The organism is Pseudomonas sp. W22_MBD1_FP4, from assembly GCF_052113765.1.
Lineage (GTDB): Bacteria > Pseudomonadota > Gammaproteobacteria > Pseudomonadales > Pseudomonadaceae > Aquipseudomonas > Aquipseudomonas sivasensis.
Genome location: NZ_JBGQOI010000020.1, coordinates 12,619 through 30,643 on the forward strand (window position 1 = coordinate 12,619; position 18,025 = coordinate 30,643).

Annotated in this window: 16 protein-coding genes; 11 read left to right on the plus strand and 5 right to left on the minus strand. The window is 59.5% G+C overall.

The annotated features are described in order from the left end of the window. Positions 1 to 200: 200 nt before the first annotated feature. The 3 genes from ACEN2T_RS22645 to ACEN2T_RS22655 are packed head-to-tail and all read right to left on the minus strand — an operon-like array spanning position 201 to position 2,880. A complete protein-coding gene (locus ACEN2T_RS22645; RefSeq protein WP_179179868.1) occupies positions 201 to 968 on the minus strand; it encodes a heme ABC transporter ATP-binding protein in 768 nt (255 codons plus the stop codon). After that, on the minus strand, positions 968 to 1,951 hold the full coding sequence (locus ACEN2T_RS22650) for a FecCD family ABC transporter permease (RefSeq protein ID WP_163034915.1): 984 nt from the start codon (positions 1,949 to 1,951) through the stop codon (positions 968 to 970). Before ACEN2T_RS22650 ends, ACEN2T_RS22645 begins: the two co-directional genes overlap by 1 nt. A gap of 50 nt (positions 1,952 to 2,001) precedes the next feature. Beyond that, positions 2,002 to 2,880, minus strand: a complete 879-nt coding sequence (locus ACEN2T_RS22655; RefSeq protein WP_122755950.1) for a heme/hemin ABC transporter substrate-binding protein — start codon at positions 2,878 to 2,880, stop codon at positions 2,002 to 2,004. A 151-nt stretch (positions 2,881 to 3,031) separates the two neighbouring features. Between ACEN2T_RS22655 and ACEN2T_RS22660 the strand changes: the two genes are divergently transcribed. Beyond that, a complete protein-coding gene (locus ACEN2T_RS22660; RefSeq protein WP_032884749.1) occupies positions 3,032 to 3,349 on the plus strand; it encodes a Rieske (2Fe-2S) protein in 318 nt (105 codons plus the stop codon). Here ACEN2T_RS22660 and sfsA read toward each other — a convergent pair. Then, entirely contained in the window at positions 3,346 to 4,056 is a 711-nt protein-coding gene (sfsA, locus tag ACEN2T_RS22665; RefSeq protein WP_095186258.1) for a DNA/RNA nuclease SfsA, read from the minus strand. The genes ACEN2T_RS22660 and sfsA overlap by 4 nt on opposite strands. Next, positions 4,056 to 5,228: a pyridoxal phosphate-dependent aminotransferase gene (locus ACEN2T_RS22670; RefSeq protein ID WP_442117581.1), complete on the minus strand. Its 1,173-nt coding sequence runs from the start codon at positions 5,226 to 5,228 to the stop codon at positions 4,056 to 4,058. Before ACEN2T_RS22670 ends, sfsA begins: the two co-directional genes overlap by 1 nt. 318 nt (positions 5,229 to 5,546) lie before the next feature. Between ACEN2T_RS22670 and dksA the strand changes: the two genes are divergently transcribed. The 10 genes from dksA to pgi all read left to right on the plus strand — a co-directional run bounded on the left by dksA (position 5,547) and on the right by pgi (position 17,954). Continuing rightward, positions 5,547 to 5,990, plus strand: coding sequence for an RNA polymerase-binding protein DksA (gene dksA, locus ACEN2T_RS22675; protein ID WP_032884743.1), 444 nt, complete (start codon positions 5,547 to 5,549; stop codon positions 5,988 to 5,990). Between the two features lie 83 nt (positions 5,991 to 6,073). Beyond that, positions 6,074 to 6,961 (plus strand): tRNA glutamyl-Q(34) synthetase GluQRS, encoded by an 888-nt coding sequence (gene gluQRS, locus ACEN2T_RS22680; protein WP_032884742.1) that lies wholly within the window; start codon positions 6,074 to 6,076, stop codon positions 6,959 to 6,961. Between the two features lie 62 nt (positions 6,962 to 7,023). Beyond that, positions 7,024 to 7,200, plus strand: a complete 177-nt coding sequence (locus tag ACEN2T_RS22685; RefSeq protein WP_003176118.1) for a hypothetical protein — start codon at positions 7,024 to 7,026, stop codon at positions 7,198 to 7,200. Next, positions 7,184 to 10,138, plus strand: a complete 2,955-nt coding sequence (locus ACEN2T_RS22690) for a sensor histidine kinase (protein ID WP_163033263.1) — start codon at positions 7,184 to 7,186, stop codon at positions 10,136 to 10,138. The genes ACEN2T_RS22685 and ACEN2T_RS22690 overlap by 17 nt, the downstream gene beginning before the upstream one ends. Before the next feature lie 22 nt (positions 10,139 to 10,160). Then, positions 10,161 to 11,591 carry a sigma-54-dependent transcriptional regulator gene (locus ACEN2T_RS22695; RefSeq protein WP_032884739.1) on the plus strand — a complete coding sequence of 477 codons (1,431 nt, stop codon included), beginning with the start codon at positions 10,161 to 10,163 and terminating at the stop codon, positions 11,589 to 11,591. A gap of 697 nt (positions 11,592 to 12,288) precedes the next feature. After that, positions 12,289 to 13,689: a polynucleotide adenylyltransferase PcnB gene (locus ACEN2T_RS22700; protein WP_032884738.1), complete on the plus strand. Its 1,401-nt coding sequence runs from the start codon at positions 12,289 to 12,291 to the stop codon at positions 13,687 to 13,689. Between the two features lie 2 nt (positions 13,690 to 13,691). Further along, entirely contained in the window at positions 13,692 to 14,171 is a 480-nt protein-coding gene (folK, locus tag ACEN2T_RS22705) for a 2-amino-4-hydroxy-6-hydroxymethyldihydropteridine diphosphokinase (protein ID WP_099603199.1), read from the plus strand. A 245-nt stretch (positions 14,172 to 14,416) separates the two neighbouring features. Next, on the plus strand, positions 14,417 to 15,217 hold the full coding sequence (panB, locus tag ACEN2T_RS22710; protein WP_122755953.1) for a 3-methyl-2-oxobutanoate hydroxymethyltransferase: 801 nt from the start codon (positions 14,417 to 14,419) through the stop codon (positions 15,215 to 15,217). Beyond that, positions 15,214 to 16,065, plus strand: a complete 852-nt coding sequence (panC, locus tag ACEN2T_RS22715) for a pantoate--beta-alanine ligase (protein WP_442117582.1) — start codon at positions 15,214 to 15,216, stop codon at positions 16,063 to 16,065. Before panB ends, panC begins: the two co-directional genes overlap by 4 nt. A 224-nt stretch (positions 16,066 to 16,289) precedes the next feature. Further along, positions 16,290 to 17,954, plus strand: coding sequence for a glucose-6-phosphate isomerase (gene pgi, locus ACEN2T_RS22720; RefSeq protein ID WP_095186254.1), 1,665 nt, complete (start codon positions 16,290 to 16,292; stop codon positions 17,952 to 17,954). The last annotated feature ends 71 nt before the right edge of the window (positions 17,955 to 18,025 follow it).

The following is an 18,025-nucleotide window of genomic DNA, read 5'->3' on the forward strand; positions in this document are numbered from 1 at the left end:
TTAAGGAAAGCGGATGGTCACGTAAAAACAATTGTTGACTCTCAAATGAGAATCGTTATGATTATCACAACTGGTCGCGAGATCAGCCGATAACTGAAAGACCATTGGTTCGGACTCTCAGATTATCTCCTCATCAGGCTAATCACGGTTATTTGACCCGGCTCTTGCCGGGTCTTTTTTTGTCTGTAAGAAAGCAGACTTTAACGCGCAATGATCAGCGGATGCCCGCGCTCCGGGTGTGGCTGTACCAGCACATCCAAACCAAACACGGCTTTAAGCGGTTCTGGACGCAGCACCCGCACGGGCGTATCCAGAGCGTGGGGGCGCCCCCCGTCAAGCAGCAGAATACGATCACAGTAGCGCGCCGCCAGATTCAGATCATGGAGGATCACCAGCACCGCCGCGCCCCGATCTGCGAAAGTCCGAATAGTTTGCAAAGTCGTGTGCTGGTGCAGGGGATCCAACATTGACGTAGGCTCATCCAGCAGCAACGTCTGCCCCTCCTCCCCCGGCCATAGCTGCGCCAGCACCCGCGCCAAGTGCACGCGCTGGCGCTCGCCACCGGATAACGCCAGGTAGCTGCGACCGCTCAAGTGCGCAACATCTGCTGCTTGCAAGGCTGCATCGATGATTTCGTCATCCCGCATGCGTCCGGTCTGATAGGGCAGACGCCCCATCCCGACGACCTCCTCTACGCGGAATGCAAAGTCCAGGGTCGAGGTTTGTGGCAACACCGCCAGTCGCTGGGCGCGCTGCGATCCGCTCCAGTCTCTCAGCGCCTGCTGCCCCAGCCAGACCTTGCCGTGATCGGGATGCAACTCACCGCACAACGCCCCCAGCAACGTGCTTTTGCCGGCGCCATTGGGCCCCAGCACGCCGAGCACTTCGCCTGGCAGCAAGTCCAAAGTGACATCCGCCAACACGGTTTTTCGACCGCGGCTGATATGCAGGTTTTCAACACGCAGCATCAGGCACGCCCCCGTAACAACAGGTAAAGAAAAAACGGCGCACCAATGAACGCCGTCACAATCCCAATCGGCAACTCCGCGGGCGCCAAAGCCAGCCGTGCGACCAAGTCAGCTAACAGCAGCAGACTCGCGCCCGCCAAAATTGAAGCCGGAAGTAACACGCGGTGATCAGGCCCAGCGAGCAATCTGACCAGATGCGGCACCACCAGCCCCACAAAACCAATCATTCCGGCTGCCGCCACCGCCGCGCCGACACCTAATGCGGTGCAGAACACCAACTCGCGCTTGAGTGCTTCGACATCAATACCCAGGTGACTGGCCTCGGACTCACCGAGCAGCAGCGCATTCAGTGCCTTCGCCCGGCGCGGTAACCACAGCGCCACACCCGCGCTGACCATCAACAACGGCCACAGGCGGGAATAGCTCGCGCCGTTGAGGCTGCCCAGGTTCCAGAACGCCAGGGTGCGCAGGGTGGCGTCGTCAGCCAAATAAGTAAAAAGGCCCACCGCCGAGCCGGCCAGCGCAGTGAGGGCAATACCGGCGAGCAGCATCGTCGCCACATTGGTCTGGCCATTACGCCGCCCCAGTCGATAGACCAGCGCGGTAACGCCCAACCCGCCAAGAAATGCGCACAGCGACAGGAGATACGGCCCGAATGCATCCGGCAAACCACCAAAAAACGCACCACCGACGATGGCGACGGCGGCCCCGAGCGCCGCACCACTCGACACCCCCACCAGTCCCGGATCGGCCAACGGGTTGCGAAACAGCCCTTGCATGGCGACGCCCGACAATGCCAATACGCCGCCCACCGCCAGGCCCAGCAAGGTACGCGGCAAACGAATCTGCCCAAGAATAAGCTCGGCCTGCTCCAAGCCCTGCGCTTCAATTGGCACGCCGACCAAACGCAAGGCCGCCTTAAGCGTGTCGAGTAACGGCAGGCTCACCGGCCCCAACGCCAACGAAAGCCAGATCGCCAACACACACAACAGCGTCAGCCCGATAAACAGCGTTTTTGGCTTAACCAGCGTAATCATAGGGCTGGTTTAGCCTGGGCCGGATATAACCCGGCGGACAACTTCACCAGGCTTTGCGGCAGGCGCGGCCCGAGCCCTCCCACCAACAATGTCGGGTCCAGCTCAAATACACGTCCACTCTTGGCGGCTGGCGTCGACGCCAGGATAGGATTCTCTTTGAACAGCGCCGCACGGGCCGCATCACCTGTGAGGGCACGGTCAGCGAATACCAGTACATCCGGGCTCAACCCTGCCAACGACTCCACCGAAAACGGCTTGTAACCGGTGTGCGTGGCCAGGTTTTTACCGCCCGCCTGCTGCACCATCCAATCTCCGGCCGTGTCCTTGCCAGCGATCAGCGGCTTGCCGCCGGCGTGACCGATCAGTAGCAAGACACCAGGGGTCTTTTGAGAAGCCTGGGCCTTCGCGACCCAACTTTTCTGCTGACTGAGGGCATTCTCGTACCGGGTAAACAATTCGTCGGCTTTAGCCTCATCACCCAGCAACTTGCCCAAGTGCTGAAGGTTGCCTTTCAAGGTCGGTAAATCCGGCTGCGCCGAGAACATTTCAACCCGAACCCCCGCGCTGCGAATCTGCGCAAGTACCGGCGGCGGGCCCATCTCTTCAGTGCCTACCAGCACCTGCGGGCGCAGGCTGAGAATGCCTTCGGACGACAACTGCCGCTGATAGCCAATACTTGGCAACGTTTTTAGAGACTCTGGATGCTGGCTCGTGGTATCCACGCCGACCAACTTCGGCTCACCGCCCAGAGCCGCCACCCACTCCGACAGCGCCCCACCGGCACTCACCCAACGCTGTGGCAGTTCAGAGGCGTGCGCCCCAGGGTTGACCAGCAATCCGACAACAAGCGCAATAGCGCTGGCACTCAGGCGCATAACAGGGTTTCCTTCCTAAGGCGGGGCCTTTCGGGCACTCATTGATGTGACAGTTACCCCCTGCCATGCATCGAACTGAGCACCCAGTCAGCTAACGGGCGAGCAGGCATTTGATAATTGTTTGCATTTGAACGTCAAGGCAAGGATTGAAATGAAGTTTCTCTGCCCCTCCTCTAGCCTCGCGCCAGACAGCAGCCTCGGTTTTGAAATCGATGGTTGCAAATTATTCGCGGTACGCCGGGACGGCATTGCCTACTTCTATATCAACCGCTGCCCTCATCGCGGCATACCGCTTGAATGGCAACCCGATAAGTTCCTAGACGAGAGCGCCAGCCTGATCCAATGCGCCACCCACGGCGCTCTGTTCCTGATCGAAAGCGGTGAGTGCATTGCCGGGCCGTGCTCCGGTAAAAGCCTCCAAGCCCTGCGCGGTCGCGAAGACGAACAGGGCCTGTGGGTAGAGCTCTAATCGAGCAGCACGTCCAACCGGCGATCCACGCAAATTTCCTCGGACGTCACGCGCACGCCGTACGCCAATACTTCCACTCCAGCAGCTTTAGCCTCACGCAAGGCAGCGCCATAGACGGCATCGATTTCCAAAGCTGGGCGCACGGCGTCAATCCCGGAGAGGTTGACGCAGTACAACTGCACCGCTCGCACACCTTCGCGCGCCAAGTGGGCCAGCTCCCGCAGATGCTTGGCGCCACGCTGGGTCACTGCGTCGGGGAAGGCGGCAACCCGGGTGTTATCAAAGCCTAGGGTGACGCTTTTGACTTCGACATAGGCCGCACCCTCTGGATACTCCAGCCGAAAGTCGATACGGCTTTTCTCCTGACCGTAAGGCACTTCGCGCTTCAGTGCGGTAAAGCCATTGAGCTCCGTGATCACACCAGCCAGTAACGCCTCTTCGACCAACTGATTGGCGCGCGCCGTGTTCACGCACGCCAAACGGCCCTGAGGCGTTTCGGCAATCTCCCAGGTGCCGGGCAACTTACGCTTGGGGTCGTTGGAGCGACTGAACCAAACTTGCCCGCCTTCCACCATGCAATTGAGCATGGAACCGGTGTTTGGGCAGTGAATAGTCAACAACTCGCCGGTAACAGTTTCGATATCGGTGAGAAAACGCTTGTATCGGCGAATCAGTCGACCTTCTTCGAGGGGAGGATAAAAGCGCATCAGCCTTGCCAGCTCCGCAAGCCACGGGCGATGCGTTCCACCGCTTCCTGTAACCGATCGAGGTTTTGCGTGTAGGCAAAACGCACATGATGGCCCGCTTGATAGCGACCAAAATCCAAGCCGGGCGTAAACGCAACATGCTCGGTTTCGAGAAAGTGCCGGCAAAACGCGAAGGCATCACCGCCGAATGCGCTGATATCGGCGTACAAATAGAACGCCCCTTCCGGCTCTACGGCAATGCCAAAGCCCAATTCGCGTAAGGCGGGCAGCAGGAAGTCGCGACGACGGCCAAACTCGGCACGACGCTCCTCCAGAATGCTCAGTGTTTGCGGGGTAAAACAGGCGAGCGCCGCATATTGGGCCATGCTCGGCGCACTGATATAAAGGTTTTGCGCCAGCTTCTCCAATTCACTCACTGCAGCCGGCGGCGCCACGAGCCAACCCAGCCGCCAGCCGGTCATGCCGAAATACTTCGAAAAACTATTCAGGACGAAGGCGTCATCATCGACCTCCAGCACGCTGGCGGCATCAGTGCCGTAGGTTAGGCCGTGATAGATCTCATCCACCACCAAATGGCCGTTACGCGCCTTGATTGCTTCGGAAAGCCCGGCTAATTCATCGCGCGAGAGGATCGTGCCGGTGGGATTTGCAGGGGAGGCAACCAACGCGCCCACGCTGTGTTGATCCCAGTATCTGGCCACTAGGTCAGCGGTCAGTTGATAACGCACTTCAGGGCCTACCGGCACCAGTTGCGCGGCGCCTTCCACCAAGCGCAGGAAGTGTCGGTTACAGGGATAACCCGGGTCTGCCAGCAGCCAATGCTTGCCTGGGTCCACCAGCAGGCTGCTGGCCAGCAGCAACGCGCCAGAACCTCCTGGAGTGATCAGAATACGCTCGGGATCTACATTCAACCCGTAGCGCTGCTGGTAGAAACCGCTGATGGCTTCACGCAATTCAGGCAGGCCTCGGGCTGCGGTATAGCGAGTCTTGCCATTGGCAAGCGCCGCCTGACCGGCCTGGATGATCGGCTCCGCCGTTGTGAAATCGGGCTCGCCAATTTCCAGGTGAATCACGTCATTGCCGGCGGCCTGTAGCTCATTGGCCCGCGCCAGCAACGCCATGACATGAAAAGGTTCGATGGCGCGACTGCGCGCACTGTAGGGCTGAGCCATTAGCCTTCCTTAACGGTGAGGATAAAATCGGGATTCTACCGAACCCGCGCGGTAAAACATGTTCTATTGCCTGCCCGGCCACCTGTGCGGTGCGGGCAAGCGCGCGCAAAACGACTAAAATCAACATTCGAGCCGAAACATACCCAGCCACGACGGGCCTCTGCAGTTTGCAACCCCGACGCGACAGGCTCGACAACCGGGAGTGGCGCACCCCGAATCTATCTGGTAAGTTCGCCCGCTTGCAGCCGCAGGGCCGGCAGGTGTCGGTGACGTTGCAATCCTGCGCAATGGATTAGAAGAGTGAGAGGCGGTCTATTCATGTCCACCCAAGCAAAGCAACAGCAGACTCAAGGCCTCAATGGCTTCGAACCTTACGTAGAGAAGAAAGGTGAGGAGTACATGGGCGAGCCCATGCGCGAGCACTTCACCAAGATCCTGAGCAAGTGGAAACAGGACTTGATGCAGGAGGTCGACCGTACCGTTGACCACATGAAGGACGAAGCAGCCAACTTCCCTGACCCGGCCGACCGTGCCAGCCAGGAAGAAGAGTTCGCCCTTGAACTGCGCGCCCGTGATCGCGAGCGCAAGCTGATCAAGAAGATCGACAAGACACTGCAACTGATCAAAGACGAAGAGTACGGCTGGTGCGAAAACTGCGGGGTCGAGATCGGTATTCGCCGCCTGGAAGCCCGCCCAACCGCGGACCTGTGCGTAGACTGCAAGACCTTGGCTGAAATCAAGGAAAAACAGGTCGGCAAGTAATCCTGTCGAGCTGAACGAATGGAGCGTGTAAACGCTCCATTTTTGTTTCTGGCGTTTACCGATTTTCCAGTAGTATCCGGCCCATGACAGCCTCTACCTATATCGGGCGATTCGCCCCCACGCCCAGCGGCCATTTGCACTTCGGCTCCCTGGTCGCCGCCCTCGCCTCCTACCTTGATGCCCGCGCCAACCACGGCCGCTGGCTGATGCGCATGGAAGACCTCGACCCACCCCGCGAAGAGCCCGGTGCACAGGCGGCGATCCTGCATGCCCTGGAAAGCTATGGCTTTGAGTGGGACGGCGAACTGGTCCGACAAAGCGAGCGGCACGAGGCCTACGCCAAAGTGCTGAACGACATGTTCAACCACGGCCTGGCCTACGCCTGCACCTGCTCACGCAAGCAACTGGAACCCTACAATGGGATTTACCCAGGCTTGTGCCGCAACGCCGGTCACGAGCAGCAAGATGCAGCCATCCGCTTACGTGTACCTGAGCTTTCGTACCACTTTACTGACCGTGTGCAGGGTGAGTTCCGACAACACCTGGGGCGCGAAGCAGGCGATTTCGTCATCCGACGCCGCGACGGCCTTTATGCCTATCAACTGGCCGTGGTCCTGGATGACGCCTGGCAAGGTGTTACCGATATCGTGCGGGGTGCCGATTTGCTCGACTCCACCCCGCGCCAACTGTATCTGCAAGAACTGCTGGGCCTACGCCAACCGCGCTACCTGCACGTGCCCCTGATCATCCAGCCGGACGGTAACAAACTGGGTAAGTCTTACCGTTCGCCGCCGTTGACGCCCGACCAGGCCACGCCTTTGCTATTGAGAGCACTACGCGCCCTTGGCCAACAACCCGGCAGCGAATTGCTTCACGCCAGCCCTAGGGAACTGCTGGATTGGGGCATTCGGCACTGGGATGCCACACAGATCCCGCGCACACTCACCCTGGCCGAAGCGCAATTGAACTGACGGCGCTTGCAGCTTGCCAAGCATCCGTTACCATCGCCGCAGTTTTCTAATCAGAGGCCAACATGTACATCTATCGATTGGTCCTGCTGTTGGTCGTCGGGATCTACCTGTTTTCTCCCGCCATCATGGATTGGTGGATCGATGCCACGGGCGCTTGGTATCGCCCTTATCTGCTGTGGCTGATCCTGATCGTCGTGACCTTCATCCTGCAGAGCCAAAAAGATGCCGATGAGCTTTAGCCTCACTCAGATGCTGCTGATCAGCGCCGCCTACCTGGCCGCGCTGTTCGGGGTTGCCTGGATCAGTGAGCGCGGAATGATTCCGCGGGCGATCATTCGCCATCCGTTGACCTACACCTTGTCCCTGGGCGTATACGCCAGCGCCTGGGCGTTCTATGGCACCGTGGGCCTGGCTTATCAGTACGGTTACGGCTTTCTCTCCAGCTACCTGGGGGTATCCGGCGCGTTTCTGCTGGCGCCGGTATTGCTGTACCCGATCCTCAAAATTACCCGCACCTATCAGCTGTCGTCCCTGGCCGACCTGTTCGCCTTCCGCTTCCGCAGCACATGGGCCGGGGCATTGACCACGGTATTCATGTTGATCGGCGTGCTGCCTCTGCTGGCTCTGCAAATCCAGGCGGTGGCCGACTCCATCAGTATCCTCACCCGTGAGCCGGTACAGCATCGGGTGGCTCTGGCGTTCTGTGCACTGATCTCCCTGTTCACCATCTTTTTCGGCTCACGCCATATCGCCACCCGCGAGAAACACGAAGGCTTGGTGTTTGCGATTGCTTTCGAGTCGGTGATCAAGTTGATCGCCATCGGCGGCGTCGGCCTCTATGCGCTGTATGGTGTGTTCGACGGTCCGCAACAGCTGGAACTGTGGTTGCTTCAAAACCAGACCGCCCTCGCCGCCCTGCACACTCCGTTGCAGGAAGGTCCATGGCGAACGCTGCTGCTGGTGTTTTTCGCCTCGGCGATTGTGATGCCGCACATGTATCACATGACCTTTACCGAGAACCTCAACCCGCGCTCGCTGGTAAGCGCCAGCTGGGGCTTGCCGCTGTTCCTGCTGTTGATGAGCCTCGCGGTGCCGCTGATCCTGTGGGCCGGCCTGAAACTGGGGGCCACCACCAACCCCGAGTATTTCACCCTGGGTATCGGTATCGCCGCCAATAGCCCGGCGTTGGCGCTGCTGGCTTACGTCGGCGGTTTGTCTGCTGCCAGCGGGCTGATTATCGTCACGACGCTGGCTCTATCGGGCATGGCCCTCAATCACCTGGTGCTGCCGCTGTACCAGCCACCGGCCGAAGGCAATATCTACCGCTGGCTGAAGTGGACCCGCCGCGCGCTGATCGTCGCAATCATCATGGCCGGTTACTGTTTCTACCTGCTGCTCGGCGCCGGGCAAGACCTGGCCAACCTGGGTATCGTCGCGTTTGTCGCCACCTTGCAGTTCCTGCCGGGGGTACTGTCGGTGCTGTACTGGCCGACGGCCAATCGCCGAGGTTTTATCGCGGGTCTGCTCGCCGGGATCCTGGTGTGGATCGTCACCATGCTGTTACCGCTGGTCGGCAACCTGCAGGGCTTCTACATCCCGCTGCTAAACATGATTTACGTGTTGGACGACACCAGTTGGCACATGGCCGCGATTGCTTCTTTGGCCGCCAACGTCCTGATGTTCACCCTGATCTCACTGTTCACCAATGTCAGCCCAGAAGAAACCAGCGCCGCCGAGGCTTGTGCGGTGGATAACGTACGTCGCCCGCAACGCCGCGAACTGCACGCGGCCTCGCCCCAGGAGTTCGCCACCCAACTGGCCAAGCCCCTGGGTGCCAAGGCCGCGCAAAAGGAAGTCGAGCAGGCGCTGCGCGACCTCTACCTGCCGTTCGACGAGCGCCGACCGTATGCGCTACGCCGTCTGCGTGACCGCATTGAGGCGAACCTGTCTGGCCTGATGGGCCCCAGCGTGTCCCAGGACATGGTAGAGACGTTTTTGCCCTATAAAGCCGGTGGCGAAAATTACGTCACCGAAGACATCCATTTCATCGAGAGCCGGCTGGAGGATTACCACTCCCGCCTCACCGGCCTTGCCGCCGAGCTTGATGCCCTGCGCCGCTACCATCGCCAGACGCTGCAAGAGTTGCCCATGGGCGTGTGCTCCCTGGCCAAGGATCAGGAGATCCTGATGTGGAACAAAGCCATGGAAGAACTCACCGGTATCGCCGCGCAACGCGTGGTGGGTTCGCGCCTCAACACACTCGGCGATCCGTGGAAAGAATTGCTGCAGGGTTTTATTAACCTGCCCGACGAACACTTGCACAAGCAGCACCTGGCCCTCGACGGTCAGACACGTTGGCTCAACCTGCACAAAGCGGCCATCGATGAGCCACTGGCCCCCGGTAACAGCGGCTTGGTGCTGTTGGTGGAAGACCTGACCGAAACCCAGATGCTCGAAGACAAGCTGGTGCACTCCGAGCGCCTGGCCAGTATCGGGCGTCTAGCGGCGGGGGTGGCCCACGAAATTGGCAACCCGATCACCGGTATCGCCTGTCTTGCGCAAAACCTGCGGGAAGAGCGTGAAGAGGACGGGGAAATTACCGAGATCAGCGGGCAAATTCTCGAACAGACCAAGCGCGTATCGCGAATCGTGCAGTCATTGATGAGCTTTGCCCATGCGGGCGCCCATCAGAATCAGGACGAAGCGGTCTGCCTGGCCGAAGTGGCGCAGGACGCCATTGGGTTGCTCGCCTTGAACCGGCGCAATTTCGAAGTGCAGTTTTTCAATCTGTGCGACCCCGACCATTGGGTCGATGGTGACTCACAACGCCTGGCCCAAGTACTGATCAACTTGCTGTCCAATTCCCGCGACGCGACGCCGGCCGGTGGTGCGGTACGCGTCAAGACCGAGGCTTTCGAACATACGGTCGATCTGATCGTCGAAGATGAAGGTAGCGGTATTCCACAGAACATCATGGATAGATTGTTCGAACCCTTCTTCACCACCAAGGATCCAGGTGAAGGTACAGGTCTGGGCCTTGCACTGGTCTATTCCATCGTTGAAGAGCATTATGGACAAATCACCATCGACAGCCCGGCTGACACCGAAAGCCAACGCGGCACCCGTATTCGGGTGACCTTGCCGCGTCATGTCGAAGCGACGTCCGCTGTGAACTGAGACCGTCGAGAGAATTGAATCAATGCCGCACATTTTGATCGTCGAAGACGAAACCATTATCCGCTCTGCCTTGCGTCGCCTGCTTGAACGTAACCAGTACCAAGTCAGCGAAGCCGGCTCGGTGCAGGAAGCACAAGAGCGTTTCAGCATTCCCACGTTCGACCTGATTGTCAGTGACCTGCGCCTGCCTGGCGCACCGGGCACCGAGCTGATCAAGCTTGGCCAGGGCACCCCAGTGCTGATCATGACCAGCTACGCGAGCCTGCGCTCTGCGGTGGACTCCATGAAGATGGGCGCGGTGGACTACATCGCCAAACCCTTCGACCACGATGAAATGCTCCAGGCCGTCGCGCGCATCCTGCGTGACCGTCAGTCGGCCAGCAGCGCGCCGGCCGAGCAGCGCCCCGCCAGCAAAGCCGCCGACAAACCGGGCGTCGACAACAGCAATGGGGAAATCGGCATCATCGGCTCCTGCCCACCGATGCAGGACCTGTACAGCAAGATTCGCAAAGTGGCACCTACAGATTCCAATGTATTGATCCAGGGCGAGTCAGGCACCGGTAAGGAGCTGGTGGCCCGCGCCCTGCACAACCTCTCCAAGCGCGCCAAAGCACCGATGATCTCGGTGAACTGTGCGGCGATCCCCGAATCCCTGATCGAATCCGAACTGTTCGGCCACGAAAAAGGCGCGTTCACAGGCGCCAGCGCCGGACGCGCGGGCCTGGTGGAAGCGGCGGATGGTGGCACGCTGTTCCTCGATGAGATCGGCGAACTGCCGCTGGAAGCACAAGCGCGATTACTGCGCGTGTTGCAGGAAGGCGAGATTCGCCGGGTAGGTTCGGTGCAATCGCAGAAGGTCGATGTGCGTCTGATCGCGGCCACGCACCGAGACCTGAAGAGCCTGGCCAAGATCGGTCAGTTTCGTGAAGACTTGTACTATCGCCTGCATGTGATCGCGCTCAAATTGCCGGCCCTGCGTGAGCGCGGCGCCGACGTCAATGAGATAGCCAGTGCGTTCCTGCTGCGCCAGAGTGCGCGCATCAACCGTACCGACCTGAAGTTCGCGCCGGACGCCGAGCAAGCGATTCGGCATTACTCGTGGCCGGGTAACGTGCGGGAGCTGGAGAATGCGGTGGAGCGCGCGGTGATCCTGTCGGAGAGCCCAGAAATTTCCGCCGAGCTGCTGGGTATCGATATTGAACTCAGTGACTTGGAGGATGACGACTTCATCGGCCTCGCCCCGACACCGGGCGGCGGTAGCAATACCAGCCATGAGCCGACGGAAGATTTGTCACTGGAAGACTACTTCCAGCATTTCGTCCTTGAGCATCAGGACCACATGACCGAGACCGAACTGGCACGCAAACTGGGCGTGAGCCGTAAATGCCTGTGGGAACGGCGCCAGCGCCTGGGTATTCCACGACGCAAGACCGGTGTGGCCAGCGAAAGCTGAGGGTGCGCCCCCTTAGGTAACACCCAATGATGTGAAAAAACTGTTACCGCTGATTTTTTGCGTAACAAAAGCCGGGGCTTACGGTAACGAAGCCCCGGCTTTTTTTGGTCCGTCAAAAACCCGAAAACCCCTCAACCCCCCGGTTTTACTAGGCACTGCAAAAGTTGGCACGCACCCTGCTATATGCTTAGTACAAAAACAATAACAAGCTTTGTACAAGACAATAAAAATAAGACGAATCGACTCACGCATAATAAAAACAACACGGCGGAGGCGCAGCTAACTGATTCTTTTGGAGAGGCGTTGCATTTGGGGCTTGCCCCGCAACCAGGCCGAGAACAACAAAAACTGCCCTAAGGCAGAGCCTGAACTGGTTGGATCATAGATCAGCAACACAGCGACCAAAGCAATCCGTTTGCTCTTGACTCCCGATTGGGAGTGTCATGAAGGTGAAGCTTCGTGGCGAGGGCGATCAACAAAAACAAGAAGCCCGCAACCAATAATAAAAATAGAGCACGCAACTACTTCTGGGGGAGCTTCGGCTCCCCTTGTAGTTTCTGGGATTTGGTGCTCAAAGGCTTGTGGCGCAATGCCTGTAGCTTGTTCCTACACCATCCCCTGACTAAATGCTAGAATCCCGACCCATCATGCGGTCATTCTTCGTTATGGCCGAACATTCCTTCAAACAGTGCATCCCATGCTGAAGAAGTTGTTCCAGTCATTCCGTTCTCCCTTGCGTCGTACGCAACACATTCGCAGCACGCCTGAAGTGCTTAACAGCAATCAGCATTCATTGCAGCGCGCTCAGTTCAGCCGTTATGCGGTGAACATCGTCGAACGTTTGCAGAACGCCGGCTACCAGGCTTATCTGGTGGGTGGGTGCGTACGCGACATGCTGCTCAATATCACGCCCAAGGACTTCGACGTCGCCACCAGCGCCACGCCCGAGCAGGTCCGCGCCGAGTTTCGCAATGCGCGCATCATCGGTCGGCGTTTCAAGTTGGTGCACATCCACTTTGGTCGCGAAATCATTGAAGTCGCGACATTCCGCGCCGGTCATCCGCAAAACGATGAAGAGGAAGATACCAATCAGTCTTCCCGCAACGAGAGCGGGCGCATTCTGCGCGACAACGTCTATGGCACTCTTGAAGAAGACGCGCAACGCCGCGACTTCACCATCAATGCCCTCTATTACGACCCGGTCAGCGAGCGCATCCTCGATTACGCCAACGGCGTACACGACATCCGCAACAACCTGATTCGCCTCATCGGCGACCCAACACAGCGCTATCAGGAAGACCCGGTGCGCATGCTGCGGGCCGTGCGTTTTGCCGCCAAGCTCAACTTTGGCATCGAAAAACACACCGCCGCGCCGATTCGGGAACTGGCACCAATGCTGCGGGAAATCCCTTCGGCACGTCTGTTCGAAGAAGTGCTCAAGCTGTTCCTCTCGGGCTACGCCGCCGACACCTTCGAGATGCTCGTGGACTTGGAGCTGTTCGACCCACTGTTCCCGGCCAGCGCCGAAGCACTGGAGTACAACCCTACCTATACGCACACGCTGATCAGCGAAGCGTTGATCAACACCGACCTGCGCATCAAGCAGAACAAACCAGTCACCCCGGCGTTCCTGTTTGCCGCCCTGTTGTGGCCAGCCCTGCCAAAACGCGTACTGCGCCTGCAGGACCGTGGCATGCCGCCGATTCCGGCAATGCAGGAAGCCGCGCACGAACTGATCACCGAACAGTGCCAGCGCATCGCTATTCCGAAGCGCTTCACCATGCCGATCCGCGAAATCTGGGACATGCAGGAACGCCTGCCCCGCCGCAGCGGCAAACGCGCCGACCTGCTGCTGGACAACCCGCGTTTCCGTGCAGGCTATGACTTCCTGCTGCTGCGCGAGAGTGCCGGCGAGCAGACTGACGGCCTGGGCGAATGGTGGACCGACTACCAGGACGCCAACGACAGCCAGCGCCGCGACATGATCCGCGACCTCGGCAGCAAAGGTGATGGAGCCAGCGAAGGGCCCAAAAAGCGTCGTCGCAGCGGCAGCAAGCGCAAACGCAGCGCCGATGCCTCGGGCGCCGCTGGCGAATAAACGTGGAACGTATCTACATAGGCATGGGCAGCAACCTCGCTGCCCCGGAGCAACAATTGCGCAGCGCTGTCGAAGCGCTCGCGCGTTTGCCAGACACCACCGTCTTCGGCGTCTCTGCCTTCTATCAAAGTGACTCCCTGCTCCCGGGCCAACCGCGCTACACCAATGCGGTCGCCGCCCTGGACAGCAGCCTGGCGCCCCTGGACCTGCTGGATGCGCTGCAAGCCATCGAGAATGACCAGGGCCGCGAACGCCTTGAACGGTGGGGTCCGCGTACGCTTGACCTGGATATCTTGCTGTTTGGCGATCGCCTGATCGACGAGCCGCGGTTGAAGGTGCCGCACTACCAGATGCACCTGCGCGCATTTGTGCTCTACCCCTTGTCCGAATTGGCACCTGAGGCCCTGCAGCTACCCGATGGCAGGGCACTGCGCGATTTGCTCGAAGCCTGCCCATTCGTCGGCCTGGAACGCATTGTTTAAGCCAGCTCACACAGCTGAAACGCGTCAGTAACAGCGGTAACACCCCACGCGTAACAATGCGGTAACACATCCAATTGACTTCCCGTGTCCTCCTCACGACTATAGGCGTCCCGCTGCCGCCAACCCGGCGCTAAAGGGCGCAATCCAGGCCTTATAAGCACTGCTCTCAAGACAGTGCGCCTGTATAAACGAAGACTCACGCGCGTAACTCGCTGTTTCCAAGCGCCTGAACGAGGACCCTTTTCATGCCAGACATTACCCTGACCACCTTGCAGAGCCTCAAGCTCAAAGGTGAAAAAATCACCATGCTGACCTGCTATGACGCCACCTTCGCCCACGCCAGCTGCCAAGCCGGGGTTGAAGTGTTGCTGGTAGGCGACTCCCTGGGCATGGTTCTTCAAGGGAATGACAGCACCCTGCCCGTTACCACCGATGAACTGGCTTACCACACTGCCAGCGTCAAGCGCGGTAACGACGGCGCCTTCATCATCGCCGACCTGCCGTTCATGGATTACGCCACCACTGAGCAGACCTTCCTCAACGCAGGCAAACTGATGCGCGCCGGCGCACACATGGTCAAAGTGGAGGGCGCACTGTGGCTCGCCGAGTCGATTCGCTTGCTGGCTGAACGCGGCGTGCCGGTGTGCGCACATATGGGCCTGACGCCACAGTCGGTAAACCTTCTCGGCGGCTACAAGGTACAAGGTCGCAACGAAGCCCAGGCACGCCAGATGCGTGCCGATGCCATCGCCCTGGAACAGGCCGGCGTTGCAATGATCCTGCTTGAGTGCGTGCCCAGCGAACTCGCCGCAGAAATCACCCAAGCCGTAAAAGTGCCGGTAATCGGCATTGGCGCGGGCTCGGCCACTGATGGCCAGGTGCTGGTGCTGCACGACATGCTCGGCCTGTCGATCACGGGTCGCGTACCGAAGTTCGTGAAGAACTTCATGACCGGCCAGGACAGCATCCACGCGGCATTGAGCGCGTACGTTACCGAAGTCAAAGGCGTGACCTTCCCAGGCGCCGAACACGGATTCTCTGCATGAACACCGTAAGAACCGTACGCGAACTACGCGCCGCCGTCGCACACGCCCGCAAGGCGGGTAAACGCATTGGCTTCGTACCCACCATGGGCAACCTGCACAGCGGCCATGCAACCCTGGTGACGAAGGCTGTTCAGCAAGCGGACTTTGTCGTCGCGAGTATCTTCGTCAACCCGCTGCAATTTGGCGCGGGTGAAGACCTGGACAAGTATCCCCGCACCCTCGCCGCCGACCAGGAAAAGCTACTGCAAGCCGGCTGCAACCTGCTGTTCGCACCGACCGTCGAGGAAATGTACCCCGGCGGCATGACCGGCCAGACCCGCGTCAGCGTCCCGCAACTGTCCGAAGGCTTGTGCGGCACCAGCCGTCCCGGGCATTTCGAAGGCGTGGCGACCGTGGTCAGCAAGCTGTTCAACATGGTCCAGCCGGACATGGCCGTGTTCGGTCAAAAGGATTACCAGCAACTGGCCGTGATTCGCGCCATGGTCCATGACCTGAACATGCCGATTCAGATCATCGGTGAGCCCACCGTACGCGCCGAAGATGGCCTGGCGCTGTCGTCGCGCAACGGTTTTCTCAGCGAAGAGGAACGCGGGATCGCGCCGGTGCTGTATCGCAGCCTCAGCCAGATTGCCGCAGCCATCAAGGACGGTGACCACGACTTCGCCACGCTGCGCGCCGAACAGGTCAAGCAGATCGAAGCTGCCGGGCTGCGCGTGGATTACCTCGAAGTGCGCCAGGGCGTGCATCTGCGCCCGGCAACCCCTGAGGACAAGGACATCGTGATCCTGGTGGCAGCCTTCCTGGGCACGACTCGGTTGATCGACAACCTGCATCTGAGCCTCAATTAAACCTCGCTGAACACCCCGCCTGTTGCCCTGCTCGCTGTGCCGGTATAAAAAAGTACCGGCCACAGCGCAGACAAAGCCAAGACATATCGACACGCTAGGTTTAATGTAATCGCCCGGCGCTATAGTTAGCGCTGTCTGGAACCCAATGCTTGAGATAAGACTGGATGTTCCGGGCTATGAAGTGTCCTAAAGGCAGTCCCCGTAATAAAAGGAAACCCGCAGCGATGGCGTACTACCGCACCCCTCATGACGTTACCGCTCTGCCCGCCTGGCAAGCGCTCAATCAACATCGCCAAGCCATGCAGGATTTCAGCATGCGTGAAGCGTTCAATGCCGATCCTCAGCGTTTTTCCCAATTCACCTTGAGCAGCTGCGGACTTTTCCTCGATTACTCGAAAAACCTGATCACCAGCGAAACCCGCGACCTGCTGGTAGGGCTGGCGGAGGAAGTCGGCCTCAAGGACGCGATCAACTCGCTCTACGCTGGCGAACCGGTCAACTCGTCAGAAGGCCGCCCGGCCCTGCACACCGCCTTGCGCCGCCCAGTGGGTGACAAGCTGTCGGTCAATGGCGTGAACATCATGCCGGACGTGCACAAGGTGCTGAACCAGATCACCGACCTGGTCGGCCGCATCCACGACGGCCTGTGGCGCGGCTACACCGAAAAGCCGATCACCGACGTGGTGAACATCGGCATCGGTGGCTCGTTCCTCGGCCCGGAGCTGGTCTCCGAAGCGCTGTTGTCCTACGCCCACAAAGGCGTGCGCTGCCATTACCTGGCGAACATCGATGGCAGCGAGTTCCACGAGCTGACCATGAAGCTGCGCGCCGAAACCACGCTATTCATCGTTTCGTCGAAGTCCTTCAACACCCTCGAAACCCTGAAAAACGCCCAGGCCGCTCGTGCCTGGTACTTGGCCCAAGGTGGCTCGGAAGCTGAGCTGTATCGCCACTTCATCGCCGTGTCGAGCAACAACGCGGCAGCCGTGGCCTTCGGTATTCGCGAAGAAAACATCTTCCCGATGTGGGACTGGGTCGGCGGCCGTTACTCGTTGTGGTCTGCCATCGGCTTGCCAATCGCACTGGCCATCGGCATGTCCAACTTCAAGGAACTGCTGTCCGGTGCCTACACCATGGACCAGCATTTCCAGAACGCGCCATTCGAACAAAACATGCCAGTGCTGCTTGGCCTGCTGGGCGTGTGGTACGGCAACTTCTGGGGTGCGCAGAGCCATGCGATCCTGCCGTACGACCACTATCTGCGTAACATCACCAAGCACTTGCAACAGCTGGACATGGAATCCAACGGCAAGAGCGTGCGCCAGGACGGCAAACCGGTGTCCACCGACACCGGCCCAGTGATCTGGGGTGGCGTCGGTTGCAACGGTCAGCATGCTTACCACCAGTTGCTGCACCAAGGCACCCAACTGATCCCGGCCGACTTCATCGTGCCGATCGTCAGCTTCAACCCGGTGTCCGACCACCATCAGTGGCTGTACGCCAACTGCCTGTCCCAAAGCCAGGCACTGATGCTCGGCAAGACCCGCAGCGAAGCTGAATCCGAGCTGCGCGACAAGGGCATCCCGGAAGACGAAGTGCAGAAGCTGGCCCCGCACAAGGTGATCCCGGGCAACCGTCCGAGCAACACCCTGGTGGTGGAGCGCATCAGCCCGCGTCGCCTCGGCGCGCTGGTTGCCATGTATGAGCACAAAGTGTTCGTACAAAGCGTGATCTGGGGCATCAACGCGTTCGACCAATGGGGCGTTGAACTGGGTAAAGAGCTCGGCAAAGGCGTCTACAACCGTCTGACCGGTGCCGAAGAAACCTTGGCTGAGGACGCTTCGACCCAGGGTCTGATCAACTACTTCCGCGGCCGTCACCGCGGCTGATGCAGGTATAGCAAGGCCAACGTCCTTTTGGACGTTGGCCTTGAACCCTCTCCACACAGGGTGCATCTTTA